Below are 20,175 nucleotides of genomic sequence, written 5' to 3' on the forward strand. Positions count from 1 at the left end.
CAAATACCATATACTTATGACACGCAGAACAAACCATCTCAAAAACCACAGCGGTGAAATTTCCTTCCCAGGAGGCAGCAAAGACAAAAAGGATGTTACATTTTTTGATACAGCTATAAGGGAAATGGAAGAGGAGGTAGGCATAGATAAATCCTACATAGAGATCATAGGAATCTTGCAGGATGAGTTTAGCGTAACCTATTACACCGTTAAACCAATCGTTATTTATATAAATAATTTCCATGAAAATATGCTCAGATTAGACACAAATGAAGTTGAGAAAGTGCTTTTAATACCATTAGACTTTTTTTTAGATGGATCACATGAATGGAGAGAACTATGGTTAAGGAATAACGAAAAACACATAAATTTCTTTTATAATTTCAACGGTGAAATAATTTGGGGCCTTTCTGGGAGAATTATCAAAACGTTCATCCAGTTAGTAAAGAAATGCACCATCTCTAGTAAGCTACTAACCCCAAAAAAGTTAAACATCACAACACTCAAACCCAATGCAACCTAATAAAATTAGGTCGACAAAAATATTGTTGAAAAATATCTTTTTATAATATAATCAATATGGAGGTTGTATATGAGAATAGAATACGGCAGTAAAATAATAAAAACCCTCAGAGTAAAAATAATTGATAAACCAGGATATCTTGGTAAGCTTGCCATGAAGGTTGGGGAACTTGGCGGGATGTTTGGTGAAATCAAAACTGTTCACATAGGCAAAGATTATAAGGTCAGAGATCTCGATGTCTATTTCTCTAACAAAGAGGAAGTAGAAATAATATGTGATGCCATCACAAAGTTAGATGGCATAGAACTTATAGAGATACGGGATATAGTTCAAGAGGTACACGAAAATGGTAAGATAGAGATAGTACCAAGAGTTAGAATAGATTCGGTAGATGATCTGAGATTAGTATACACACCCGGTGTAGCTTCTATTTGCAAACTTATACAGGAAGAACCAGAGCTCGCAAGAAAATTTACAACGATAAGCAATAACGTAGCCATTGTAACAAATGGAACTGCAATATTGGGCTTGGGAGATATTGGACCGGTAGCAGGTATGCCGGTTATGGAAGGGAAATCCCTTTTATTTAAGATGCTGGCAGGGATAAACGGCTACCCAATACTTATTAACAGCAAGGATCCGAAAGTGGTTATTGAAACAGTAAAAGCAATTGCACCTACTTTTGGTGCAATAAAACTTGAGGATATAAAAGCACCAGAGTGCTTTGAAATTGAAGAGACACTGGATGCTGAACTGGATATCCCAGTAACCCACGATGACCAGCATGGTACAGCAGTTGTTGTTCTTGCTGCCCTTTTGAACATTGCAAAGTACACATTTATAAATCTTAGAGACTCCTCTGTTGGTATCATTGGTCTTGGTGCAGCAGGTAGTGGCATTCAAAAATTGCTGTCTGCATACGGTATCAAAAAGATATACGGCACAGATCTAAACCCAATAATGAAAAAGCTTTTTGAAGAAAGGGGTGGCATACCAACTGACCTGAAAGGTATCATGGAAAACTCAAAGATAGTAATCGCAACAACAGGATGCCCCAAACTAATCACTCCTGATATGATAAAGCAAGGTCAAATAATACTTGCTCTTTCCAATCCAGATCCAGAGATAGAGCCCGAGGATGCCCTGAAAGCTGGCGCTTTATACGCTGCAGATGGCAAAGCAATAAACAACGCTTTGGCATTTCCGGGGCTTTTTAAAGGAGCTTTAAAGGCAAATGCAAGAACAATAAATTCAAGAATGAAAATAGCTGCAGCCCATGCAATAGCAAACCACACATTACATGGTGACTTGGTTCCAAATATTTTAAATATAAAAGTGCATGAAGAAGTTGCAAAAGCTGTGGAAGAAGAAGCATATAAATCGGGAGTAGCAAAAGTATAAACAAAACATACATATGGGGTAAAATATGCTAAATATTTCATTTCTAACACACAAAGAAATAATACAAAGTCAAACTGAAAAAAACAGAGAAAGCTTTATTGAGAAATTTTTAACAGATATAGGCGACGGTGAAAAAAACTACTATAACTTCACAAAAATAATTCTTAAGAAATTACCTGAAAACCTATTATCACATATTTCTGAAAATGATCTGATAAATTTCACAAAAGAGCTTTATAGACATCTAAATGATAGAAAAAAGAAAAAATACCATCTGAGCAGTTTCTCCGGTATTACAGAAGATTTTTTTATAGGAAACTTCTCCATCATAACCATAACAACAGACGACAGACCATTCTTAGTAGATAGCCTCAGGGAATTCTTCTATGAAATAAACCTAAATCAGCAATTCATAATACACCCAATCTTCAGCATAAAGCGAAACAATAAAGGGGAAATAATAGAATTAGGTAACCCCTACATAGGATCCTCTAATGAATCTTTCGTAATGATCTTTCTTTCAAACATCACTGGAGAGGAATTAGAAGTAATCAAAGCAGAAATAGAAGAAATTTATGAAAACATTATAGTTGTAGTCGATGATTATCCTAAAATGATAGGCTTTCTAAAACAATTAGGCCAGCATTATCAAGGCATAAATAGCGAAACATCTGATTTTATACACTGGTTAGCCGACGACAAGTTTATCATTCAAGGCATTAGAGTAATCAGCAACATAAAAAGTTTTAAGGAATATGATTTAGAACAGATGGGAGTATATAAATTTAACAGAACCACAGGTATAATACCACATCTTATAGAGGCTATTCATAAGGGTAAGATGGTCTTCCTTGAGAATTATCCCATCATAGTTGATAAAGCTCTGTACAGATCAAAGGTCAAAAAAAGAAGAAATTATGACAGGATAATATTAGTAGACAAATCAGATGGAAACTATACCATTATATCCATTATAGGTGTTTTTACAAAAGATGCACTAAAATCAAGCCCTTTGGAGATATCCATTGTAAAAAATAAAATCAAAAAAGTTGTGGAATACTTTAATTTTGTCAATGGATCCCATGATCATAAATGGCTGTTAGATATATTAGAATCATTTCCCAAAATAGAGATTTTCAATTTTGACGAAAAAACCCTTATAGAGGTATTAAACACAATTTTTAGTATTCAAGGGAAAAGTCAGGTTAGACTATTTTATAAAAACTTACCCCCTCAGAATCTCTATCTATTCTTAGCTATACCCACAGAAAAATACTCCTCTGAATTAGTAATGGATCTTAAAAAAGCATTTGAAACTTATTTAAATGCTAATAGTATAGATATTTCGATACGGCATGATGATCATGGTTACGAATTTATTATATTTAACTTTTTTCTAAACAACCCCGAGATATCCACAAATGATAACGCCATAAAAAACATCGTTTTAGATCTATTAAAAGACTGGGATGAAAAATTTTATGAAATATTAAACGAAGAATATGTTGGTTACGAAGCGGATAAAGTATATGACACCTATGCACATACTTTTGGAGAAAACTACAAAGTCAAATGTTCACCTAAAGAGGCATCCGATGATATAAAAAACATTACCCAATTAAATAAAAAGCACATTATATCGACACTTTATAAAGAAAATAAAAAACTTGTTGTCAAAATCTTCAGAAAAGACAGGATGTTACTTACTGATATAATGCCCATAATCGATAACATCGGGCTAAAAGTAAATGAAGAAGATATTTTTGAATTAAAACACCACAGTGAAAAGATATACCTCCACAACATCTACCTTGATTGTATAGAAAATTCAGAGATCTTCTATGAAAGCTATAAAAACTTTTTGCCAGAACTAATCGAAAATATAATAAAAGATCATGTAGAAAATGATCGTTTAAACAAACTACTGATCACAGCAGGTCTCACATTTAAGGAGGTCGATCTATTAAGAGCCTTGAGAAATTATCTTGAACAGATAAACCCCAACTTCAAAAGATCAACCATAGAAGATTCCTTATTAAACAACCCCCATATTTCAAAACTGTTTATAAACTACTTCAAGGAAAAATTCGATCCCCTTTTATCTAAAAGACATCATCCAGAGATACTCAATGAAATATACCAAAACATAGATGCAATAAAATCTGTAACAGAAGACAGGATCCTTAGGTGTTTTGCTGATATTCTTCAAACAATGGTAAGAACAAACTATTTTCAAAAACCACATAAGCACTATATCTCCTTTAAAATTTCCTCCAAAAAATTGAGCATACTACCAGATCCTAAGCCCCTTTATGAGATATATGTTCACAGTGCTAATATGGAAGGGATCCATCTAAGAGGTGGAAAAGTAGCGAGGGGTGGTTTAAGATTTAGCGATAGACATGATGATTTCAGAACAGAGATCTTAGGGTTAATGAAAACACAAATGGTTAAAAACACCGTTATAGTACCAGTTGGATCCAAAGGAGGTTTTATAGTCAAAAAAAGATACGAAGATAGAGATGAAGATAAACTCCATGTCATAGAACAGTACAAAACCTTTATAAGGGGTCTTCTTGATATTACTGATAACTACACAGGTAAAAAAGTTGTCCATCCCCAAAATGTAGTAATATATGATGAAAACGATCCATATCTTGTAGTAGCAGCCGATAAAGGAACTGCAACGTTCAGCGATATAGCCAATTCTGTTTCAATAGAGTACGGTTTTTGGCTAGGTGACGCTTTCGCCTCAGGGGGAAGTGCAGGCTACGACCACAAAAAAGTTGGTATCACCGCGAAAGGTGCATGGGAATGCGTGAAAAGGCACTTCAGAGAGCTTGGAAAAGATATACAAAAAGAGCCTTTCACAGTAATTGGTATTGGAGACATGTCCGGAGATGTCTTTGGCAATGGAATGTTATTGTCAAAACAGATCAAACTTGTTGCAGCTTTCAATCATGCACATATCTTTTTAGACCCATCTCCTGATACAACCACAAGCTATAAAGAACGACTTAGACTATTCAAGCTCCCCAGATCCTCCTGGACAGATTACAACAGGGACCTGATATCAAAGGGTGGTGGTATTTTTGAAAGAAATGCAAAAAAAATAGATCTTTCACAAGAGATCAAAGAACTCCTTAAAACCACAAAAGATACTGTAAGCGGTGAAGAACTTATAAAACTGATTCTAAAAGCAGACGTAGAACTACTTTGGAATGGTGGTATCGGAACATACATAAAAGACTCCACGGAAACCAATCTTGAGGTAGGAGATAAAGCCAACGATAATGTGAGAGTGGATGCAGAAGAGCTTAACGTTAAAGTTATTGGTGAGGGTGGTAATCTTGGCCTAACTCAAAAAGCAAGAATAAAATTCTCTGCTTTAGGTGGGAAGATAAATACAGATGCCGTTGATAACTCTGCCGGTGTAGATATGTCTGATCATGAAGTAAATATAAAAATTTTGTTAAGTAGCCTCATGAAGAAAAAACTGATTAAAGATTTAAAGGAAAGAAACAAACTTATAGCTGATCTTACAGATGATGTAACAGAATTGGTGTTAAAAGATAATTTTGAACAATCAAGGATCCTTAGCATAGAAGAGCTTAATGCTAAAGAAAATCTATTACCATATATAGAAGCAGCAAACCATCTAAAAGAAATTGGCCTACTAAAATTTGAGATTGAAAAGATCGACTTTATCAAAGAAAAAAGAATGATCACAAGACCTGAACTCGCAGTATTAATGGCATACACTAAACTTTTCCTTTTTGATAATATTGTGGAGCATGTGGATATTAACGATCCCATTCTAAGAAAACTCTATGAATCCTATTACCCAAATTCGATTATCCAAAAATACCGGGAAGAGATCTATGAACATAAGCTTATAAAAGAGATCATTGCCACCGTTTTGGTAAACCGATATATCAACCAAAACGGTATGGTAACCTATCTGCAACTTCACAACAGATACGGAAAAGATCTTTACAAGATCATGATGAGATATTTCTTCGCAGAAGAGATACTTGCTATAACACCTCTAAGAGAAAAACTCAACATTATAGATACAAAATATTCTTCAGACATACTTTACAAGGGCTTCATAGAAATAGAAAAAACATTAAATGTTGCAACCGAGTGGTTACTTAACGATTCCAATTATGAGCTACTAAAAAATAACATAGAAAGTTTTAATACAATGCTAAAATGTCTGGGTGTCCCTTCCCAGTTAGAGCTTAAGAAGCAGATAAAAGAGTTCGAAAAAGAATTTCACTCCGAACACCTTCCATCCACCTTGGTAGGTGAACTTGCTAAAATAAAATTCTCGAAATCTGTATTTGATCTGTTCGAATTGTACATAAAGGACCATTTAGACCCAGAGATAATGATAAAAAACTATTTTTACATCGCAGAAGAGCTTCATCTAAAAACCCTCAGCATACATATCAAAGCTATCAAGCCCCACGACCAATGGGATAATGTCAATAAAGACAACCTCCTAAAACGGATAAAACTTATGCAAAAAAAATTTACCCAAAAAATTACTCAAAATCCTTTGTGGTTTAAGAATGTAATAAAAAATGAAAAAAACTTTTTTACAAACTATTTCGGCTTTTTGGAATCTATAGAAAAAAATGAGAGCCTGTCGCTTGTACCATTTAATGTGATCATAGACTCTCTTGATAAAATTTTAGAGATCTGATAAAAGTATTAAAGAGGTGCTATGAAATATTTTAGATTTGCTCTATTCTTGCTAATAAACTTTATGGGGGTATCTTTGTTTGCAGCTGAAGAATTCACATTAAAAAATGGCATAAAAGTAATTTACAACAAGATTCCAAATATTAAGATAACATCGGTTCAACTCTGGATGAACACCGGATCGAGAAATGAAACAAAGGATATCAACGGTATTTCACATTTTTTGGAACATATGGTATTTAAAGGAACCAAAAGCTACGCCCCAGATGAAATAGATAGTATCGTTGAAGCTAGTGGCGGTCAGATGAATGCTGCCACGAGTAAAGATTACACTTTTTATTATATTACAATTCCCACTGAAAATGTCGAAGTTGCTTTTAATGTAATTAGTGAAATGATGTTTGATGCTAAATTTATTCCTGATGAAATAGAAAAAGAGAAACCAGTAGTCATAGAAGAGATAAAACGCAAATACGATGATCCCACCTACGATATGTGGGTCTATCTCGCAGAAACTTTACATAAAAATACCACCTATAGTATGGAAGTAATAGGAACCGAAGAAAATATTAGATCCTTTAACCAACAGAAACTGTTTGACTATTACAATAGATACTACCACCCCCACAATATGACCCTTGTTATTGTAGGAGATATAGAGTTTAACAAAGCAAAAGAACTTGCCGAAAAACATTTCAATAAATTCAAAAACGTTCCATACGGGGAGCATATTACATTCAGACAACCCCCTTTAGAAGACTCTATTATAAAAACTTTTAAAAAAGATGTAAATCAAGTCTACGGGTTAATTGCTTTTCCTGCCCCAGCAATGAATGAAAGAGATATCTATATTTTTGATCTTTTAGATGAAATCCTATCTGGGGGAGAGATGTCCATCTTAAACAAAACCATAAAAAATGAAAAAGGTCTGGTAAACTCTATCTTCGGAGGTTACTCCGGATTAAAATATGGAGGAACATTTTTAATTTTCTATACATGTGAACCTGGTAAAGAAACCCAAGTGGATAAAGAAATATTTTCTTTATTATCAAAAATCATATCAGAAGGTATAAATCCTAAGGATTTAGAATCAGCAAGAAATAGATTAAAAAGCTCTGTAATCTTCAGGAGGGAAAAAGCCTCTTCCGAAGCTGAAGATATAGGGTATTCCTATGCTCTTGGAATGGAATGGTACTATAAAAACTTCATTGATGGTATCAACAAAGTTAAGACTGAGGAAATAAAAAATTCATTGGTAGAAATACTAAAAAACAACTCAATTATGATTAAGACAACACCAAAGTAATATGAGTTTATTAGCTGTAGAAAATGTCACTAAAAGATATAGATACTTTGACACATTTTTCAAAAGATCTTCTGACTATATAGTAGCTTTAGATAATATCTCCTTCTCCTTAGAAAAAGGTAAGTGCCTTGGTATTGTTGGGGAATCTGGTAGTGGTAAAACAACATTAGCTAAAATAATAGCAGATATTATCAAACCAGATGCAGGTAAGGTATATTTTCTTGGATCAGATATCTCTGATCCCAAAAAACACAGGGACTACCGCAAAAATGTCCAATTTGTTTTCCAGGACCCTTACCTAAGTCTTAATCCAAGGCTAACAATCCTCTCTGCTTTTAGTGATATATTAAAAGAACACACTGCTCTTAATAAAAAAGAGATCCACACCACTATTATAAGCCAACTTCAAAAGGTTGGTTTAGAAGCAGAACATATTCACAGGTATCCCCATCAGTTTTCAGGAGGACAAAGACAGAGATTAGCCATAGCAAGAGCTTTACTATTGAATCCAGCTATAATTATAGCTGATGAACCGATAAGTGCCTTAGATGTCTCTTTAGCAGCTCAGATACTCAACCTGCTAAAAACCCTAAAAAAAGAAGGGAAAACCATTATTCTAATTGCCCATGATCTTGCAGTAGTAAAATTTATATGTGATGACATATTAGTATTAAAAAAAGGTAAACTTGTGGAAGCTGGATCGAATCTCGAAATCTTCAATAACCCCAAAACAGATTATACCAAAAGTCTCATCAATGCCTCAATTGCAAAAGAAACATCCCTCAAAATTCTACAGACACCAGTATAATACCCCACCCTTTTTGTTATCTGCAAAAATACCTTTTACATCTATTAAAACTGGCATATTCATTAACGATAATATATTATCCAAACCCATATCTATAAACTCTTTGTGTTTTACAGCCAAAACCACCGCATCATAAGGCTTATATTCATGAATGTCATTTAGCATATCCAAACCATACTCATGCTTTACCTCATCATGGTAAGCTTTGGGATCGTAAATAAATGTGTTAACACCATATTCCTGAAGCTCCCTCACAATATCCACAACTTTGGTATTCCTTATATCACTTATGTTTTCCTTAAAGGTTAGACCTAAAATTAGGACCTTCGAATCTTTCACAGCTTTCCCAGCCTTAATGAGTTTTTTTACTGTTTTTTCCGCAACAAATTTACCCATGTTATCATTTATTCTCCTACCAGACAAAATCACCTCAGGATGGTACCCCAAAGCTTTGGCTTTAAATGTGAGATAATATGGATCTACCCCAATGCAATGCCCTCCAACTAAACCCGGTTCAAAACGTAAGAAATTCCATTTAGTAGCAGCTGCATCCAACACATCCTTTGTGGATATACCAACCCTATCAAAAATCAGAGCTAACTCGTTCATCAAAGCAATATTTATATCCCTCTGAGTGTTCTCTATTACCTTTGCTGCCTCAGCGACTTTTATTGAAGGTGATTTGTGTATACCAGCTGTAATAACCCCTCCATATAGATCAGCAAGGAATTCTAATGTTTCGTTTGTGTCACCAGCTACAACCTTTTTGATTTTATCAATAGTATGTAACTTATCCCCAGGGTTGACCCTTTCTGGTGAATAACCTACATTAAAATCTTGCTTCCACCTAAGTCCACTTTCCCTTTCAAGCACTGGGACACACTCCTCCTCTGTAAGACCAGGATAAACAGTGGACTCATAGACAACTATTGTACCTTTTTTCATATACCTACCAACTGTTTTTGATGCGGAAAGAATAGGTTTAAGATCTGGGATGTTATATTCATCAACAGGGGTAGGAACTGTCACAATAATAACTTTTGCTTTAGCAATATCTTTAGGATTGTTCGTAAACATTATGCCACATCTTTTTAAAACATCACAACTAACCTCTTTCGTTCTATCATAACCTCTTTTAAGTTCCTCTATTCTGTTTTCATTTATATCAAAACCTATAACGTTATATCTACGATCAAAAACCTCCGCCAAAGGTAAGCCCACATACCCCAACCCAATAATAGCTATACAATCATCACCATTCTTTTCAAAAGATTTCAGATTATACATATATCTACTCCATTATTATTTTAATTATAAAAGCTACGACTACACCCGTAATAACACCATCAATAAAGGCCCATACAACCCCTTTTAAAATACCACCAAATGTGTCAGGTTCGAAACCCTTGTAAACTGTTTTAATGAGATTTACAAAATTAATCAATCTATTTTTTTTATACAAAAAAACAACCCAAAGAAATAAAAACACATTAATTAAACCAAAGTAAAAAATAAGTTTGTTATAAAAATCCAGCATATCATTTCAACCTTTTCAACATCATATCAAACAGTCTCTTTGCTAAATCAGGATCACAGTTATGCCCTCCTAAGACCACACCATCTTTATTTTCCCCATGAAAATCGCTACCAACTCCCATCAAAAATCCATACTCTTTTGCTATTTTGTTATACTTTTTAATATCATCCCCATTATGCAATGAACAATAGACCTCAATACCATCAACCCCTATCTTCCTTAGAATACTGTAAAATCTTTCTTCATCTTCTAAATCTAAGGTGACAGGATGAGCTACGAAGGACAATCCACCAGCATTTTTTATAACTTCATTGGCTTCCTCTAAACTCAAACGTTTTTTAGGAGTATACAAAAACTTACCTTTCCCCAGATATTTTTCAAAAGCCTCATCGATTGATTGTACTATACCTTCTTTAATAAGATACTTAGCAATATGTGGCCTACCTAATTCACCATAGTTATCCAAAGATATCTCATCTTCAGTAACCTTTCTACCCAGCATCTCTGAAAGCTTTAGCAATATATGACTGTTTCTTTCTCTTCTATAAAGTTTCAACTGTTTCAAGGTTTCCACAAGATTATTATCCCCTTCATCCACAAATAGCCCAATTAAATGAAACGTCCCTCTATCCCAATTGATACTAATCTCCAAACCTGAAACTCTTTGGATATTTGTGGGGCAAGCCTTAAAATCTCCTATCCCATCTATAGTATCGTGATCAGTAAGAGCAAGTATCTGTAAACCTTTTTTTTCCGCTAATAGAACAAGCTCTTCTGGACTCAAAGTCCCATCCGAATACTTTGAGTGACAATGCAGGTCCACCATTAACTTTTCTCCTTGATTATAAAATTTTTTATAATATAATAACCTTATGGGTATTATCCAATTTACACTATATAAAATTTTTGTCAACGCAATAGGATTGGGCATATCAGCTTTCCTTTTCAAACATGTTAAAGTAGAATCCTTCGGGTACGTTATCTTAGGTGGATTTGTTTTATCTTTAATGAATTTTTTAGTTAAACCCTTTCTTATTTTAATTACCTTTCCTTTTCACCTATTGACGCTTGGATTGTTTTATTTTATAGTAAACGCTCTTATCATACTTTTAGTTTCTGCTTTAGTAAAAGGTTATTATGTGGATGGATTATGGACAGCTGTAGGTGTGAGCATTGTAGTAAGTTTAATCAATATCTTATTTGATATATTTTATGGTAAACCAAAAATCGACATTAAAGTTAGGAAATTTTAAACATGGGTTTAGATGTAAAAGAGATTAAAGATGATTTAGAAAGATTTGAAAATCTCATAAAGATGATCAATTTTGATTATGAAAGGTTCTTTGCTAAAGTTCTAAAACACCCACCAGTAGTATATGAAAGAGAAGTCAATAAAATCATTGCAAAATACAATCTAAACCAGATCACTAATACAACGTTAAGATTTAAATTTAATAATCTTGTTGCAAGATATCTCACCTTCAGGGACAAATGGAATAAAAAGATGTTGGAATACGAAGGTTTGAAAAAAACTCCGATAGAATTCAAAAAAATCATCGAAGAGATTGAAAAACCGGAGTTGCAAAAGACATACGACTTTTCAGATCAACTCACTAAACTACCAGATCATATCAACAAAGCAAAGATTCAAGAAATCATATTGGATAAAATAAAACAATACCAATCAAATGGTTATAATCACTTTGATGTAAAAATAGAGATAGAGGAAGGAAAACCAAAACTAAGGATAAAACCGATAAAATGAAATACTACAAAATACAGTTTTATGACGCAAAAAAAGAGATCTTTACCCTAAAAGCAAAATCTGTATCTCCTACATCTTTTTTGGGTTTAATCGAAATATCAGAGATCATCTACAAAGAAGAATCAAATATTTTAATAACACCTGACGATGATAAAACAAAATTGGAATTTAAAAATGTTAACAAAACCTACATACCTATAAATCTTATTCTAAGAATAGATGAAATAATAGAGGATGAAGAAAAACCTGTATTGAGACTCGTAAAAGAAAAAAATGAATAAAATCACTAAATATATCTTCAATGAAATCTTTCCGATATTTCTACTCTCTAATATGTTTTTTATATTTGTGCTATTGTTGGACAAGGTGATCGACCTTACAGATCTAATTTTTTCTAAGAATGTCCCTTTTTTGCTCGTATTTGAGACAATTGTTTTTTATCTACCATCTTTTCTGATGATCACCATACCTACCTCTGCCTTACTTTCAGTAATGACAGCCCATAATAGATTATCGGCAGATGCCGAAATAGTTGTCATTAAATCCTTAGGGGTAAGCCCCTTTAATCTTTTTAAGCCCACATTTTATTTTGGTATCTTAGCCACACTCTTAGCATTTTTGACATCTTTTTATCTACTCCCCTATGGAAATAAACTTGCTATAGAAAACCTCAAGAGAACTCTGGAATATGTATCATTAAAAGATATAAGAGAAAAAGAATTCTACAAGGAGATTCCAGGCATAACAATATTTATAGAAAAAAAATTAAAAGAGGATCAATTTCAAAAGATAATCATAATAGATGAGAAAGGCGAAAACTTCATCATTGCAAAAGAATGTTCAGCAAAACAGGAGTTCGGTGCAATTATATTCGACCTCTACAACGGTAGCATCATCCAGGGTAAAAGTGACAAATATACAAAAATAGAATTCAAAAGATTTTATTTTGTATTCAATGTACAAAATAATTTAAACAGGGAAATCAAATCAGAGCGATTTATGTTCTTAGACGAACTCTTGAAAAAACAACATGAAAACAAAATCTATAAGTTTGAGCTCTCCAAAAGGATAGCTCTCCCATTTTCTACAATAATTATGACAGTTTTAGGACTAAATCTGGGTATTTTTTTTCACAGGAGCAATAAATCTATAAACTGGTTAATCTCCTTAGCCATCGTATTTTTCTATAATCTTATTATTCTTGCATCTGAAAATTTCTTATCTGTTCTAAACCCATACTTTGCCCCATGGATTGCAAATATAATCTTTGCTTTTGTATCCATAATCGGCATAAAAAAGGTGTTACAATGAAAAGGTTTAACAAATATTTCCTCTTATTACTTTTAAAAAATTTTATCATCTCACAAACTTTTATTTACTTTTTATATATGTTTTTTATGTTTTTCACCCAATCAAAGATGATAGCAAGATACGGAGCAAGTTTTAAAGATATCTTAATATACGATATAATAAAATCACCGGTTTTTTTAGAACATACGTTACCAATAAGCTTTATTCTATCAGTAGTTTTTACCTTTATAATTCTCATTAGAACATCGGAAATAACAGCTTATGTTAGTATTGGAGGCAATCTTTTTAGCTTAATTAGAATGCTTTTTTTATCATCACTTTTCATAAGTTTTGCAATGTTTTTATTGACAGACTTTATAGTACCTGTATCCCAGATGAAAAGTAATGAATACAAAGCAAAATATATTGAAAAAAAAGAAGAAGTAAAAGTAAGTTCATTAAACAACATTTGGTTTAGAGATGGAAATAACTTTATTCAAATAGGTACAGTAGATATAATCAATCAAAAGATTTTTGATGTAAAATTTATTGAGATTTCACAAAACGGTGAAATAACTAAAGTCAAGTTTATAGCACAAGGGGACTTCCTGAAAAACAACTTATGGGAGTTCAAAAATTATAAAGAGATAAACACATCAGATGACCCAAAGGTAACAGCAAATATATCTAAACTACAAATAGAAAACGAACTTTTCACAAAGATACTAAACTACTCTTCGATCTCTTTACCAAAAGAGCTTACAATCCAACAGTTGAAAAAGATTATAAAATTTTACAAATCAAAAGGTTTAGATTACTCAAAACATCTGAGATTCTATTATAACAAATTTGCAAATATTTTTAATGTAATCATCCTATTAATTACAATCATACCTTATATTGTTGATATTTCGAGGGGGTTTTCTTATATAAAGATAGCTACAAATGGTATTTTAGTAATATTCTCTTTTTATATACTTCAATCTACTTTTATCTCCTTAGGAAAATCAGGGGTCCTTTCACCTTTTTTGTCAAATTTTTTAACCTATTTTATATTCATATTCGTAGCAATATACGGGTACTATAAAAAGAAAAATCTATTCTTTTATAAATAATATTTACAAATCATCCAATGTAATAGGCTCACCACGTTTTATATCCCTTTTAGATACCTTACCTAATAACTCCTTGTAATATTTAGGATGTAAACCATACCCTGGTCTAATTGAACGAACATTGGATTCTGAAAAGAGATCACCTTTCTTTATATCCTCAACAGCAAAAAGGCTTCGGGCAAAAACCCTATTTTTTTCAATTTTTGGACTGATTTCATAACTTACATCCCCTAAAGATTTCTCTACTTCTCTTATAGCCTTTACCATTTCTGAAAATTGTGTTGGTTCGAGGGAAAACACCGCATCAGGCCCCCCCAACTTTTTATCAAGAATAAAATGTTTTTCAACCACCTCTGCACCAAGCGCTACAGCAGCAATAGGAACAGATATCCCCAAAGTATGATCCGATAGCCCTACCCTAACACCAAACCGACTTTTCATATCTGGGATAGTTAGCAAATTTGCCTCCTCAAGAGGTGCAGGGTATGCAGAAGTGCATTTTAAAAGTGTTATATCACTACAACCGTTTTTTCTGCAAGTATCAACAGCCAAACAGATATCTTCAAAAGTAGCAATACCTGTGGAAATAATCACAGGTTTACCTTTTGATGCAACATATTCTATGAGTGGTATATCTGTAATCTCAAAAGAAGCTATTTTGTAAATTGAAACGTTTAAAGTTTCTAAAAAATCTACAGCAGTTTTATCAAAAGGGGTAGAAAAAAATATCAAACCCAACTTTTCCGCTAACTCTTTTAACTCATAATGCCATTCCCATGGCGTATATGCATGCTCATATAGATTATAAAGTGTTTGACCATCCCAAAGAGTTCCATTTTTTATTTGAAAATATTCATTGTCACAATTTATTGTTATTGTATCTGGAGTATAAGTCTGTAACTTTACAGCATCAGCCCCCGAATCTTTCATAGCATAGATTGTCTCCTTAGCAATCCGAATATCTTGGTTATGATTTGCTGAAAGCTCAGCTATTATGAAGACCTTTCTGATATCTCTCATACTCTTCCCTCAACATACTGTAGATAAAAACATCGATATACATACCTTTTCTTAAAATAAATTCTCTCAATTTACCTTCATAAACAAAATTATGCTTCTTATAAAATTCTATCGCTACACTATTATTAGCCAAAACTTCTAGTCTCAGACAGTTCAAACCAATCTTCTCAAAACACAACCATTTAAGAGTGTTCATCAGCTTACTTCCGTATCCTTTTAAATCCGGATTAGTATAAATACCCAGTTTAGTCCTTCTATTTTTAAGGTCTATATCGATAAGATTTATCGAACCTACTAATAAATCACCATCATAAGCAGCCCAGTACATCTTTTGATAATTATCTCTTAAACCCTCAACAAAGTTTAAATGTTCATCCAAACTTATAATTTTGTCATTGAACATGTAATTTCTTATTCTTTCATCATTTCTCAACGATAATATTGCAATATGCTTATTAATATCCTCAATAGTTTCAAACGATACAAAACTGACCCCTTCAAAACTAAACAAATCTAAAAACCTCTTATGCATAAGTTTTAATCTCTCAATTAAACGTTTTTTTATGATAATGTGGTTCGATAGGTTTAACTAAGCTTTTAACATAATTATTGTTTCCAGCTTCTAAAATAAGCATACTAACATTCATAGGCAAAAAACTCTAATTTATTAAAACAAACAACCAATTCTTTTAAATCCAAAATCCTTACAAAACCCCTTTTCTCATAATACCTAATATTATACTCCTGATTTTCTGCTAACTTTAACATGTAAGTAGGAACTTTCATCCAAAATAGCTCATGCAATGTCTGCCCCCCAGCAGAGATGGCTACATCAGCCCAATTCATAAGTTTCACCATATCTCTTGAACTACAATATCCTGTAAATTCCGCATCAATGCCTTCCACAACATCTGAAACCACTTTTATAGTTAAATTATAATATCTTTTTTTGATCTCCTCAACAATACTTTTTAAAAGCTCCTCACTTGGATTACCACCAAGAGTAACAAGAACGTTCTTAAAATCATTTTTCCTACTTCTAATCTCTGTATTCCAAAACGCCCTTCTTAAAAAGATAAAGCTCTCGCCCCTTAGAACCTTATCATAATCATCATAAAAACCATCTTCAGCCACAGGATTTAAAATATACCCCACCTTATAGTTAAGCCTCTTGAAATCATCATAGATAACAAGCTTCTCAGTTTTATCAAATATTTTTTTATAGAATTTATCATTAACAAAATAAGAATCAACAAAAACAAGTGTTTTCGAGTCGATATTTTTCTCATCAAAACCGCTTAACCATTCGCATCGGATAAAATCTTCCCCTTCAAAAAAGATCTCTTTAATATTTTCACCCCTTACAAACAAAGTCACAGGCAGATCAAACCATCTAAGATACTGTAAAAGTCCAATATTTCTTGTAATATGACCATAACCTATCCCCATCCCCCCTTCTGTAAAAATAAAAACCTTACGAATCTCACCTACTCCAAAAGGAAACTTCCATATCAAACTCATCTTTTGATCATCCCCTCTAAGATAACAGCACTCTTTTCTAAATCTTGAAGTCTAAGAACCCTTACCGCTTCCCTTAGTTCCTCATCCAACGTATCAAAATACCTTTTCTGTATTACCTTTTGGTTGACATACTTAAGCCATGGCTTCTCATCAAAAAGCTTAATAATGTCTTTCAGTTCAAAAAACTCATTCTTATAAAAAAGGTAGTCATATACTGCACACAAAAGAGCATAATCTTCTACAGTATCCACAGTTAATCTGATATCAGCCCCCCTTTCTCCATCCTGAGCTATCACATGTGATATGTTAAACTGATCTTTTTTAGTAGTATGAATATAAGGACAGACATGTTCCCTTTCATATTGTTTATCGGCTTTTTCAAAAGCAGTCTCTAACGCAAAAAAACTGATGACCTCCACATCCAATCCATGAGGAAAAGATCTCTTAATACAATTGGATGTATAATCTGCTCCCTCATCAATATGAACCTTAATACATCTATCGATAATATTCCAATCTATACAAGGACAATCACTCGTAATCCTAACTATAATATCAGCCTTAAACTTTTTTGCTGCCCAATAATATCTTGATAACACATCTTCTTTGCTTCCACGAAAATAACTTACCTTTTCTAATTCTGCTATCCTAACTATTTCATAGTCATCATCATCTAAGGTAGTAGCAACAATAATTTCATTAATCAGCGATGACTTTTTAGTCCTTCTGATAACCCGTTGTAAAACAGTAATATCTGATCCAAAAGGTAATTTATACAATACTTTACCCGGTAATCTCTTAGAAGAAACCCTGGCCTGCACGATTGCACAGATATTCAAGAATATTCTCCTATAATAGTTTTTATTGTGTTTATAACATAACACTGCTCATCATCTGACAAACCATAATATATCGGTAAACTAATAGCTTCCTCGTAATATCTATACATATTTGTTAACTCTTCCTTACCATAACCAAGTTTTCTATAATATGGTTGACGGTTTATAGGTATATAATGCACCTGCAATCCAATACCCTTTTCCCTCATCATACTAAAGAGCTCAGCTTTTGTCAGCTTAAATTTCGAAAAATTTAGTCTTGTTACATAAAGATGGTAAGAAGAGTTCTCAGTAAATCTATAAAGGGGTTTTAAAATTTCTATACCATCAAAGCTTCTATCATATTTTATAGCTATCTCTTTACGTCTCTGTATAAATTTCTCTAATTTTCTAAGTTGGCTTATACCCAAAGCACTCTGAAAATCTGTAACACGGTAATTAAAACCAAGATCTACCATCTCATAGTACCACAGATTTTGCTTACCATTTCTATCAAAGGCCATCTCTTGATTTTCAAAATCTTCCCTAATAATTCCATGAGATCTTAAAGCAATCAACCTTTTATAGACCTCCTTATCATTGGTAGTAATTGCTCCACCTTCACCTGTAGTTATATGTTTTACAGGATGGAAGGAAAATGTAGAACAGTCGGAATAAACACAACTACCCACCTTTTCAACACCAGAAAAAGCCCCCAGAGCATGGGCACAATCCTCTAATATTTTCACATTATATCTTTCTCTGATATATTTAAGTTTATCATAATCAACAGGATTGCCACTGAAATGAACAATATAAACTGCCTTAATACTAATATCTTTTTCTAATAACTCAATACACTTGTCTAAATCAATATTCCCATCATCAGCTATATCAACAAAAACTGGTACCCCACCTGCATATAATATGGAGTTTGAAGTAGCTACAAATGAGTTAGCTGTAGTGATAACTTTATCACCTCTGTTTAACAAAACTAAGGAAGCTAAATGAAGAGCTGCCGTCCCATTGGAAACAGCAACCGCATACTTAGCCCCAGTCACCTCACAAATCTTATCCTCAAACAATTTCACAACGGGACCAGTGGTTAAATATTCAGATCTTAAAATTTTTATGACTTCTTCTATGTCCTCTTCATCCAAAAACTGTCGACCATAAGGTATAATTTTCATAAAATATATCACCATTTAGGATAATCATACTCTACCGTGACATCACCTAATAATTGTACATATTTTCAATAATATTAAGCAACTCCTCTTTTGTCAACCACCACGTATTATTGTCACTCCGATAAGAAAATCCATCTGGAAGTTTTTTCCCCCCATTCCCAAACTCCTTTGGTGCTTCCCAATTCAAAAACTCAGGAATAATTCTGAAATGATCTGAGTATTCTCTTGTATGCCTTGCATCATCCTCTGGTATCATTACTTCATGCATCTTTTCTCCAGGTCTTATTCCTATCTCCCTGATTTCAGCTTCTGGAGCAATCGCAGTAGCAAAATCTATCATTTTCATACTTGGTATTTTTGGCACAAATATCTCTCCTCCTGTCATCAGTCTAAAAGCTTTTAAAACCAGTTCAACAGCTTGCGGCAATGTTATCCAAAATCTTGTCATATCCCTGTGTGTGATAGTTACAACCCCTTCCTCTTTCTGTTTTAGAAAAAGTGGTAAAACCGATCCTCTACTACCCAATACATTACCATATCTAACAACAGCAAATTTAGTCACCCTACCACCAGCATACGAATTACCTGCGACAAAGAGCTTATCAGAACAAAGTTTTGTAGCTCCATAAAGATTTATAGGAATTGCAGCTTTATCTGTGGATAATGCAACTACTTTCTTAACATTATTATCAATACAAGCTTCTATGATATTTTGTGCACCAAGTATATTGGTCTTAATAAATTCAAAAGGGTTGTATTCAGCAGCTGGTACCTGTTTTAGTGCAGCTGCATGCACAACATAATCCACACCATAAAATGCTCTGTAAAGCCTGTCTTTATCTCTAATATCACCTAAAAAAAACCTGAGCCTTTTATCATTATTAAACTCCTGAGCCATCTCATACTGTTTAAACTCATCCCTACTAAATATGATTACTCTTTTTGGTTCATAATGTTTCAAAATATATTTTACAAATGCCTTACCAAAAGATCCCGTTCCACCTGTAATGAGTACGCTTTTATCCTTAAACATGCTTTCCTCCATTTCTCTTAAAAGTCACCATCACCTTTTTATCATTAAAACATGATACAACTGCAAACTCCATACATTCTTTGGATATCTTTGATATAAAGTTTACCAGATCTTGAGAAAAAAGTTTTATATTAGTTT

General features: G+C 33.1%; 19 protein-coding genes. 10 read left to right on the plus strand and 9 right to left on the minus strand.

Annotated elements, in window-relative coordinates; genetic code table 11:
• The 5 genes from N3C60_07730 to N3C60_07750 form a co-directional block, all read left to right on the plus strand.
• A partial coding sequence (locus N3C60_07730; GenBank protein MCX8084791.1) for a CoA pyrophosphatase occupies window positions 1–523 on the plus strand: 523 nt, incomplete at its 5' end.
• A 69-nt stretch (window positions 524–592) separates the two neighbouring features.
• On the plus strand, window positions 593–1,924 hold the full coding sequence (locus N3C60_07735; protein ID MCX8084792.1) for an NAD-dependent malic enzyme: 1,332 nt from the start codon (window positions 593–595) through the stop codon (window positions 1,922–1,924).
• A gap of 25 nt (window positions 1,925–1,949) precedes the next feature.
• Window positions 1,950–6,635, plus strand: coding sequence for an NAD-glutamate dehydrogenase (locus tag N3C60_07740; GenBank protein ID MCX8084793.1), 4,686 nt, complete (start codon window positions 1,950–1,952; stop codon window positions 6,633–6,635).
• Between the two features lie 21 nt (window positions 6,636–6,656).
• On the plus strand, window positions 6,657–7,940 hold the full coding sequence (locus tag N3C60_07745) for an insulinase family protein (GenBank protein ID MCX8084794.1): 1,284 nt from the start codon (window positions 6,657–6,659) through the stop codon (window positions 7,938–7,940).
• A 1-nt stretch (window position 7,941) separates the two neighbouring features.
• A complete protein-coding gene (locus tag N3C60_07750; GenBank protein MCX8084795.1) occupies window positions 7,942–8,748 on the plus strand; it encodes an ATP-binding cassette domain-containing protein in 807 nt (268 codons plus the stop codon).
• Here N3C60_07750 and N3C60_07755 read toward each other — a convergent pair.
• From N3C60_07755 to N3C60_07765, 3 genes are all read right to left on the minus strand, one after another.
• Window positions 8,731–10,035, minus strand: coding sequence for a nucleotide sugar dehydrogenase (locus N3C60_07755; GenBank protein MCX8084796.1), 1,305 nt, complete (start codon window positions 10,033–10,035; stop codon window positions 8,731–8,733). The genes N3C60_07750 and N3C60_07755 overlap by 18 nt on opposite strands.
• 4 nt (window positions 10,036–10,039) lie before the next feature.
• Entirely contained in the window at window positions 10,040–10,192 is a 153-nt protein-coding gene (locus N3C60_07760) for a hypothetical protein (protein ID MCX8084797.1), read from the minus strand.
• 94 nt (window positions 10,193–10,286) lie between these two features.
• Window positions 10,287–11,111 carry a PHP domain-containing protein gene (locus N3C60_07765; GenBank protein ID MCX8084798.1) on the minus strand — a complete coding sequence of 275 codons (825 nt, stop codon included), beginning with the start codon at window positions 11,109–11,111 and terminating at the stop codon, window positions 10,287–10,289.
• Between the two features lie 46 nt (window positions 11,112–11,157).
• Here N3C60_07765 and N3C60_07770 point away from each other — a divergent pair, with 46 nt between their 5' ends.
• From N3C60_07770 to N3C60_07790, 5 genes are read left to right on the plus strand one after another with little or no spacing between them, the layout of a single operon-like run.
• Window positions 11,158–11,538, plus strand: coding sequence for a phage holin family protein (locus N3C60_07770; protein ID MCX8084799.1), 381 nt, complete (start codon window positions 11,158–11,160; stop codon window positions 11,536–11,538).
• 2 nt (window positions 11,539–11,540) lie between these two features.
• Window positions 11,541–12,050 carry a hypothetical protein gene (locus N3C60_07775; protein MCX8084800.1) on the plus strand — a complete coding sequence of 170 codons (510 nt, stop codon included), beginning with the start codon at window positions 11,541–11,543 and terminating at the stop codon, window positions 12,048–12,050.
• Entirely contained in the window at window positions 12,047–12,331 is a 285-nt protein-coding gene (locus tag N3C60_07780) for a DUF1820 family protein (GenBank protein ID MCX8084801.1), read from the plus strand. Before N3C60_07775 ends, N3C60_07780 begins: the two co-directional genes overlap by 4 nt.
• The gene (locus tag N3C60_07785; GenBank protein MCX8084802.1) at window positions 12,324–13,361 is read left to right on the plus strand and encodes an LptF/LptG family permease; all 1,038 of its coding nucleotides are present in this window, start codon (window positions 12,324–12,326) and stop codon (window positions 13,359–13,361) included. The genes N3C60_07780 and N3C60_07785 overlap by 8 nt, the downstream gene beginning before the upstream one ends.
• The gene (locus N3C60_07790; GenBank protein ID MCX8084803.1) at window positions 13,358–14,455 is read left to right on the plus strand and encodes an LptF/LptG family permease; all 1,098 of its coding nucleotides are present in this window, start codon (window positions 13,358–13,360) and stop codon (window positions 14,453–14,455) included. Before N3C60_07785 ends, N3C60_07790 begins: the two co-directional genes overlap by 4 nt.
• A gap of 3 nt (window positions 14,456–14,458) precedes the next feature.
• Here N3C60_07790 and pseI read toward each other — a convergent pair whose 3' ends face one another.
• The 6 genes from pseI to pseB all read right to left on the minus strand — a co-directional run bounded on the left by pseI (window position 14,459) and on the right by pseB (window position 20,037).
• Window positions 14,459–15,475, minus strand: a complete 1,017-nt coding sequence (pseI, locus tag N3C60_07795) for a pseudaminic acid synthase (protein ID MCX8084804.1) — start codon at window positions 15,473–15,475, stop codon at window positions 14,459–14,461.
• A complete protein-coding gene (pseH, locus tag N3C60_07800) occupies window positions 15,441–16,007 on the minus strand; it encodes a UDP-4-amino-4,6-dideoxy-N-acetyl-beta-L-altrosamine N-acetyltransferase (GenBank protein MCX8084805.1) in 567 nt (188 codons plus the stop codon). The genes pseI and pseH overlap by 35 nt, the downstream gene beginning before the upstream one ends.
• Before the next feature lie 104 nt (window positions 16,008–16,111).
• Entirely contained in the window at window positions 16,112–16,996 is an 885-nt protein-coding gene (locus tag N3C60_07805; protein ID MCX8084806.1) for a hypothetical protein, read from the minus strand.
• A complete protein-coding gene (locus N3C60_07810) occupies window positions 16,993–17,835 on the minus strand; it encodes a glycosyltransferase family protein (GenBank protein ID MCX8084807.1) in 843 nt (280 codons plus the stop codon). The genes N3C60_07805 and N3C60_07810 overlap by 4 nt, the downstream gene beginning before the upstream one ends.
• Entirely contained in the window at window positions 17,832–19,004 is a 1,173-nt protein-coding gene (gene pseC / locus N3C60_07815; GenBank protein ID MCX8084808.1) for a UDP-4-amino-4,6-dideoxy-N-acetyl-beta-L-altrosamine transaminase, read from the minus strand. The genes N3C60_07810 and pseC overlap by 4 nt, the downstream gene beginning before the upstream one ends.
• Before the next feature lie 46 nt (window positions 19,005–19,050).
• Entirely contained in the window at window positions 19,051–20,037 is a 987-nt protein-coding gene (pseB, locus tag N3C60_07820; protein ID MCX8084809.1) for a UDP-N-acetylglucosamine 4,6-dehydratase (inverting), read from the minus strand.
• Between the last annotated feature and the right edge of the window lie 138 nt (window positions 20,038–20,175).

The sequence above is a fragment of the Calditerrivibrio sp. genome, from assembly GCA_026415135.1.
In the GTDB taxonomy this organism is placed as follows: Bacteria; Chrysiogenota; Deferribacteres; order Deferribacterales; family Calditerrivibrionaceae; genus Calditerrivibrio.

Coding starts and splice junctions, on each gene's coding strand:
- N3C60_07735 (MCX8084792.1), top strand. CDS start 593: ATGAGAATAGAATACGGCAGTAAAATAATAAAAACCCTCAGAGTAAAA.
- N3C60_07740 (MCX8084793.1), top strand. CDS start 1,950: ATGCTAAATATTTCATTTCTAACACACAAAGAAATAATACAAAGTCAA.
- N3C60_07745 (MCX8084794.1), top strand. CDS start 6,657: ATGAAATATTTTAGATTTGCTCTATTCTTGCTAATAAACTTTATGGGG.
- N3C60_07750 (MCX8084795.1), top strand. CDS start 7,942: ATGAGTTTATTAGCTGTAGAAAATGTCACTAAAAGATATAGATACTTT.
- N3C60_07755 (MCX8084796.1), bottom strand. CDS start 10,035: ATGTATAATCTGAAATCTTTTGAAAAGAATGGTGATGATTGTATAGCT.
- N3C60_07765 (MCX8084798.1), bottom strand. CDS start 11,111: ATGGTGGACCTGCATTGTCACTCAAAGTATTCGGATGGGACTTTGAGT.
- N3C60_07770 (MCX8084799.1), top strand. CDS start 11,158: ATGGGTATTATCCAATTTACACTATATAAAATTTTTGTCAACGCAATA.
- N3C60_07775 (MCX8084800.1), top strand. CDS start 11,541: ATGGGTTTAGATGTAAAAGAGATTAAAGATGATTTAGAAAGATTTGAA.
- N3C60_07780 (MCX8084801.1), top strand. CDS start 12,047: ATGAAATACTACAAAATACAGTTTTATGACGCAAAAAAAGAGATCTTT.
- N3C60_07785 (MCX8084802.1), top strand. CDS start 12,324: ATGAATAAAATCACTAAATATATCTTCAATGAAATCTTTCCGATATTT.
- N3C60_07790 (MCX8084803.1), top strand. CDS start 13,358: ATGAAAAGGTTTAACAAATATTTCCTCTTATTACTTTTAAAAAATTTT.
- pseI (MCX8084804.1), bottom strand. CDS start 15,475: ATGAGAGATATCAGAAAGGTCTTCATAATAGCTGAGCTTTCAGCAAAT.
- pseH (MCX8084805.1), bottom strand. CDS start 16,007: ATGCATAAGAGGTTTTTAGATTTGTTTAGTTTTGAAGGGGTCAGTTTT.
- N3C60_07805 (MCX8084806.1), bottom strand. CDS start 16,996: ATGAGTTTGATATGGAAGTTTCCTTTTGGAGTAGGTGAGATTCGTAAG.
- pseC (MCX8084808.1), bottom strand. CDS start 19,004: ATGAAAATTATACCTTATGGTCGACAGTTTTTGGATGAAGAGGACATA.
- pseB (MCX8084809.1), bottom strand. CDS start 20,037: ATGTTTAAGGATAAAAGCGTACTCATTACAGGTGGAACGGGATCTTTT.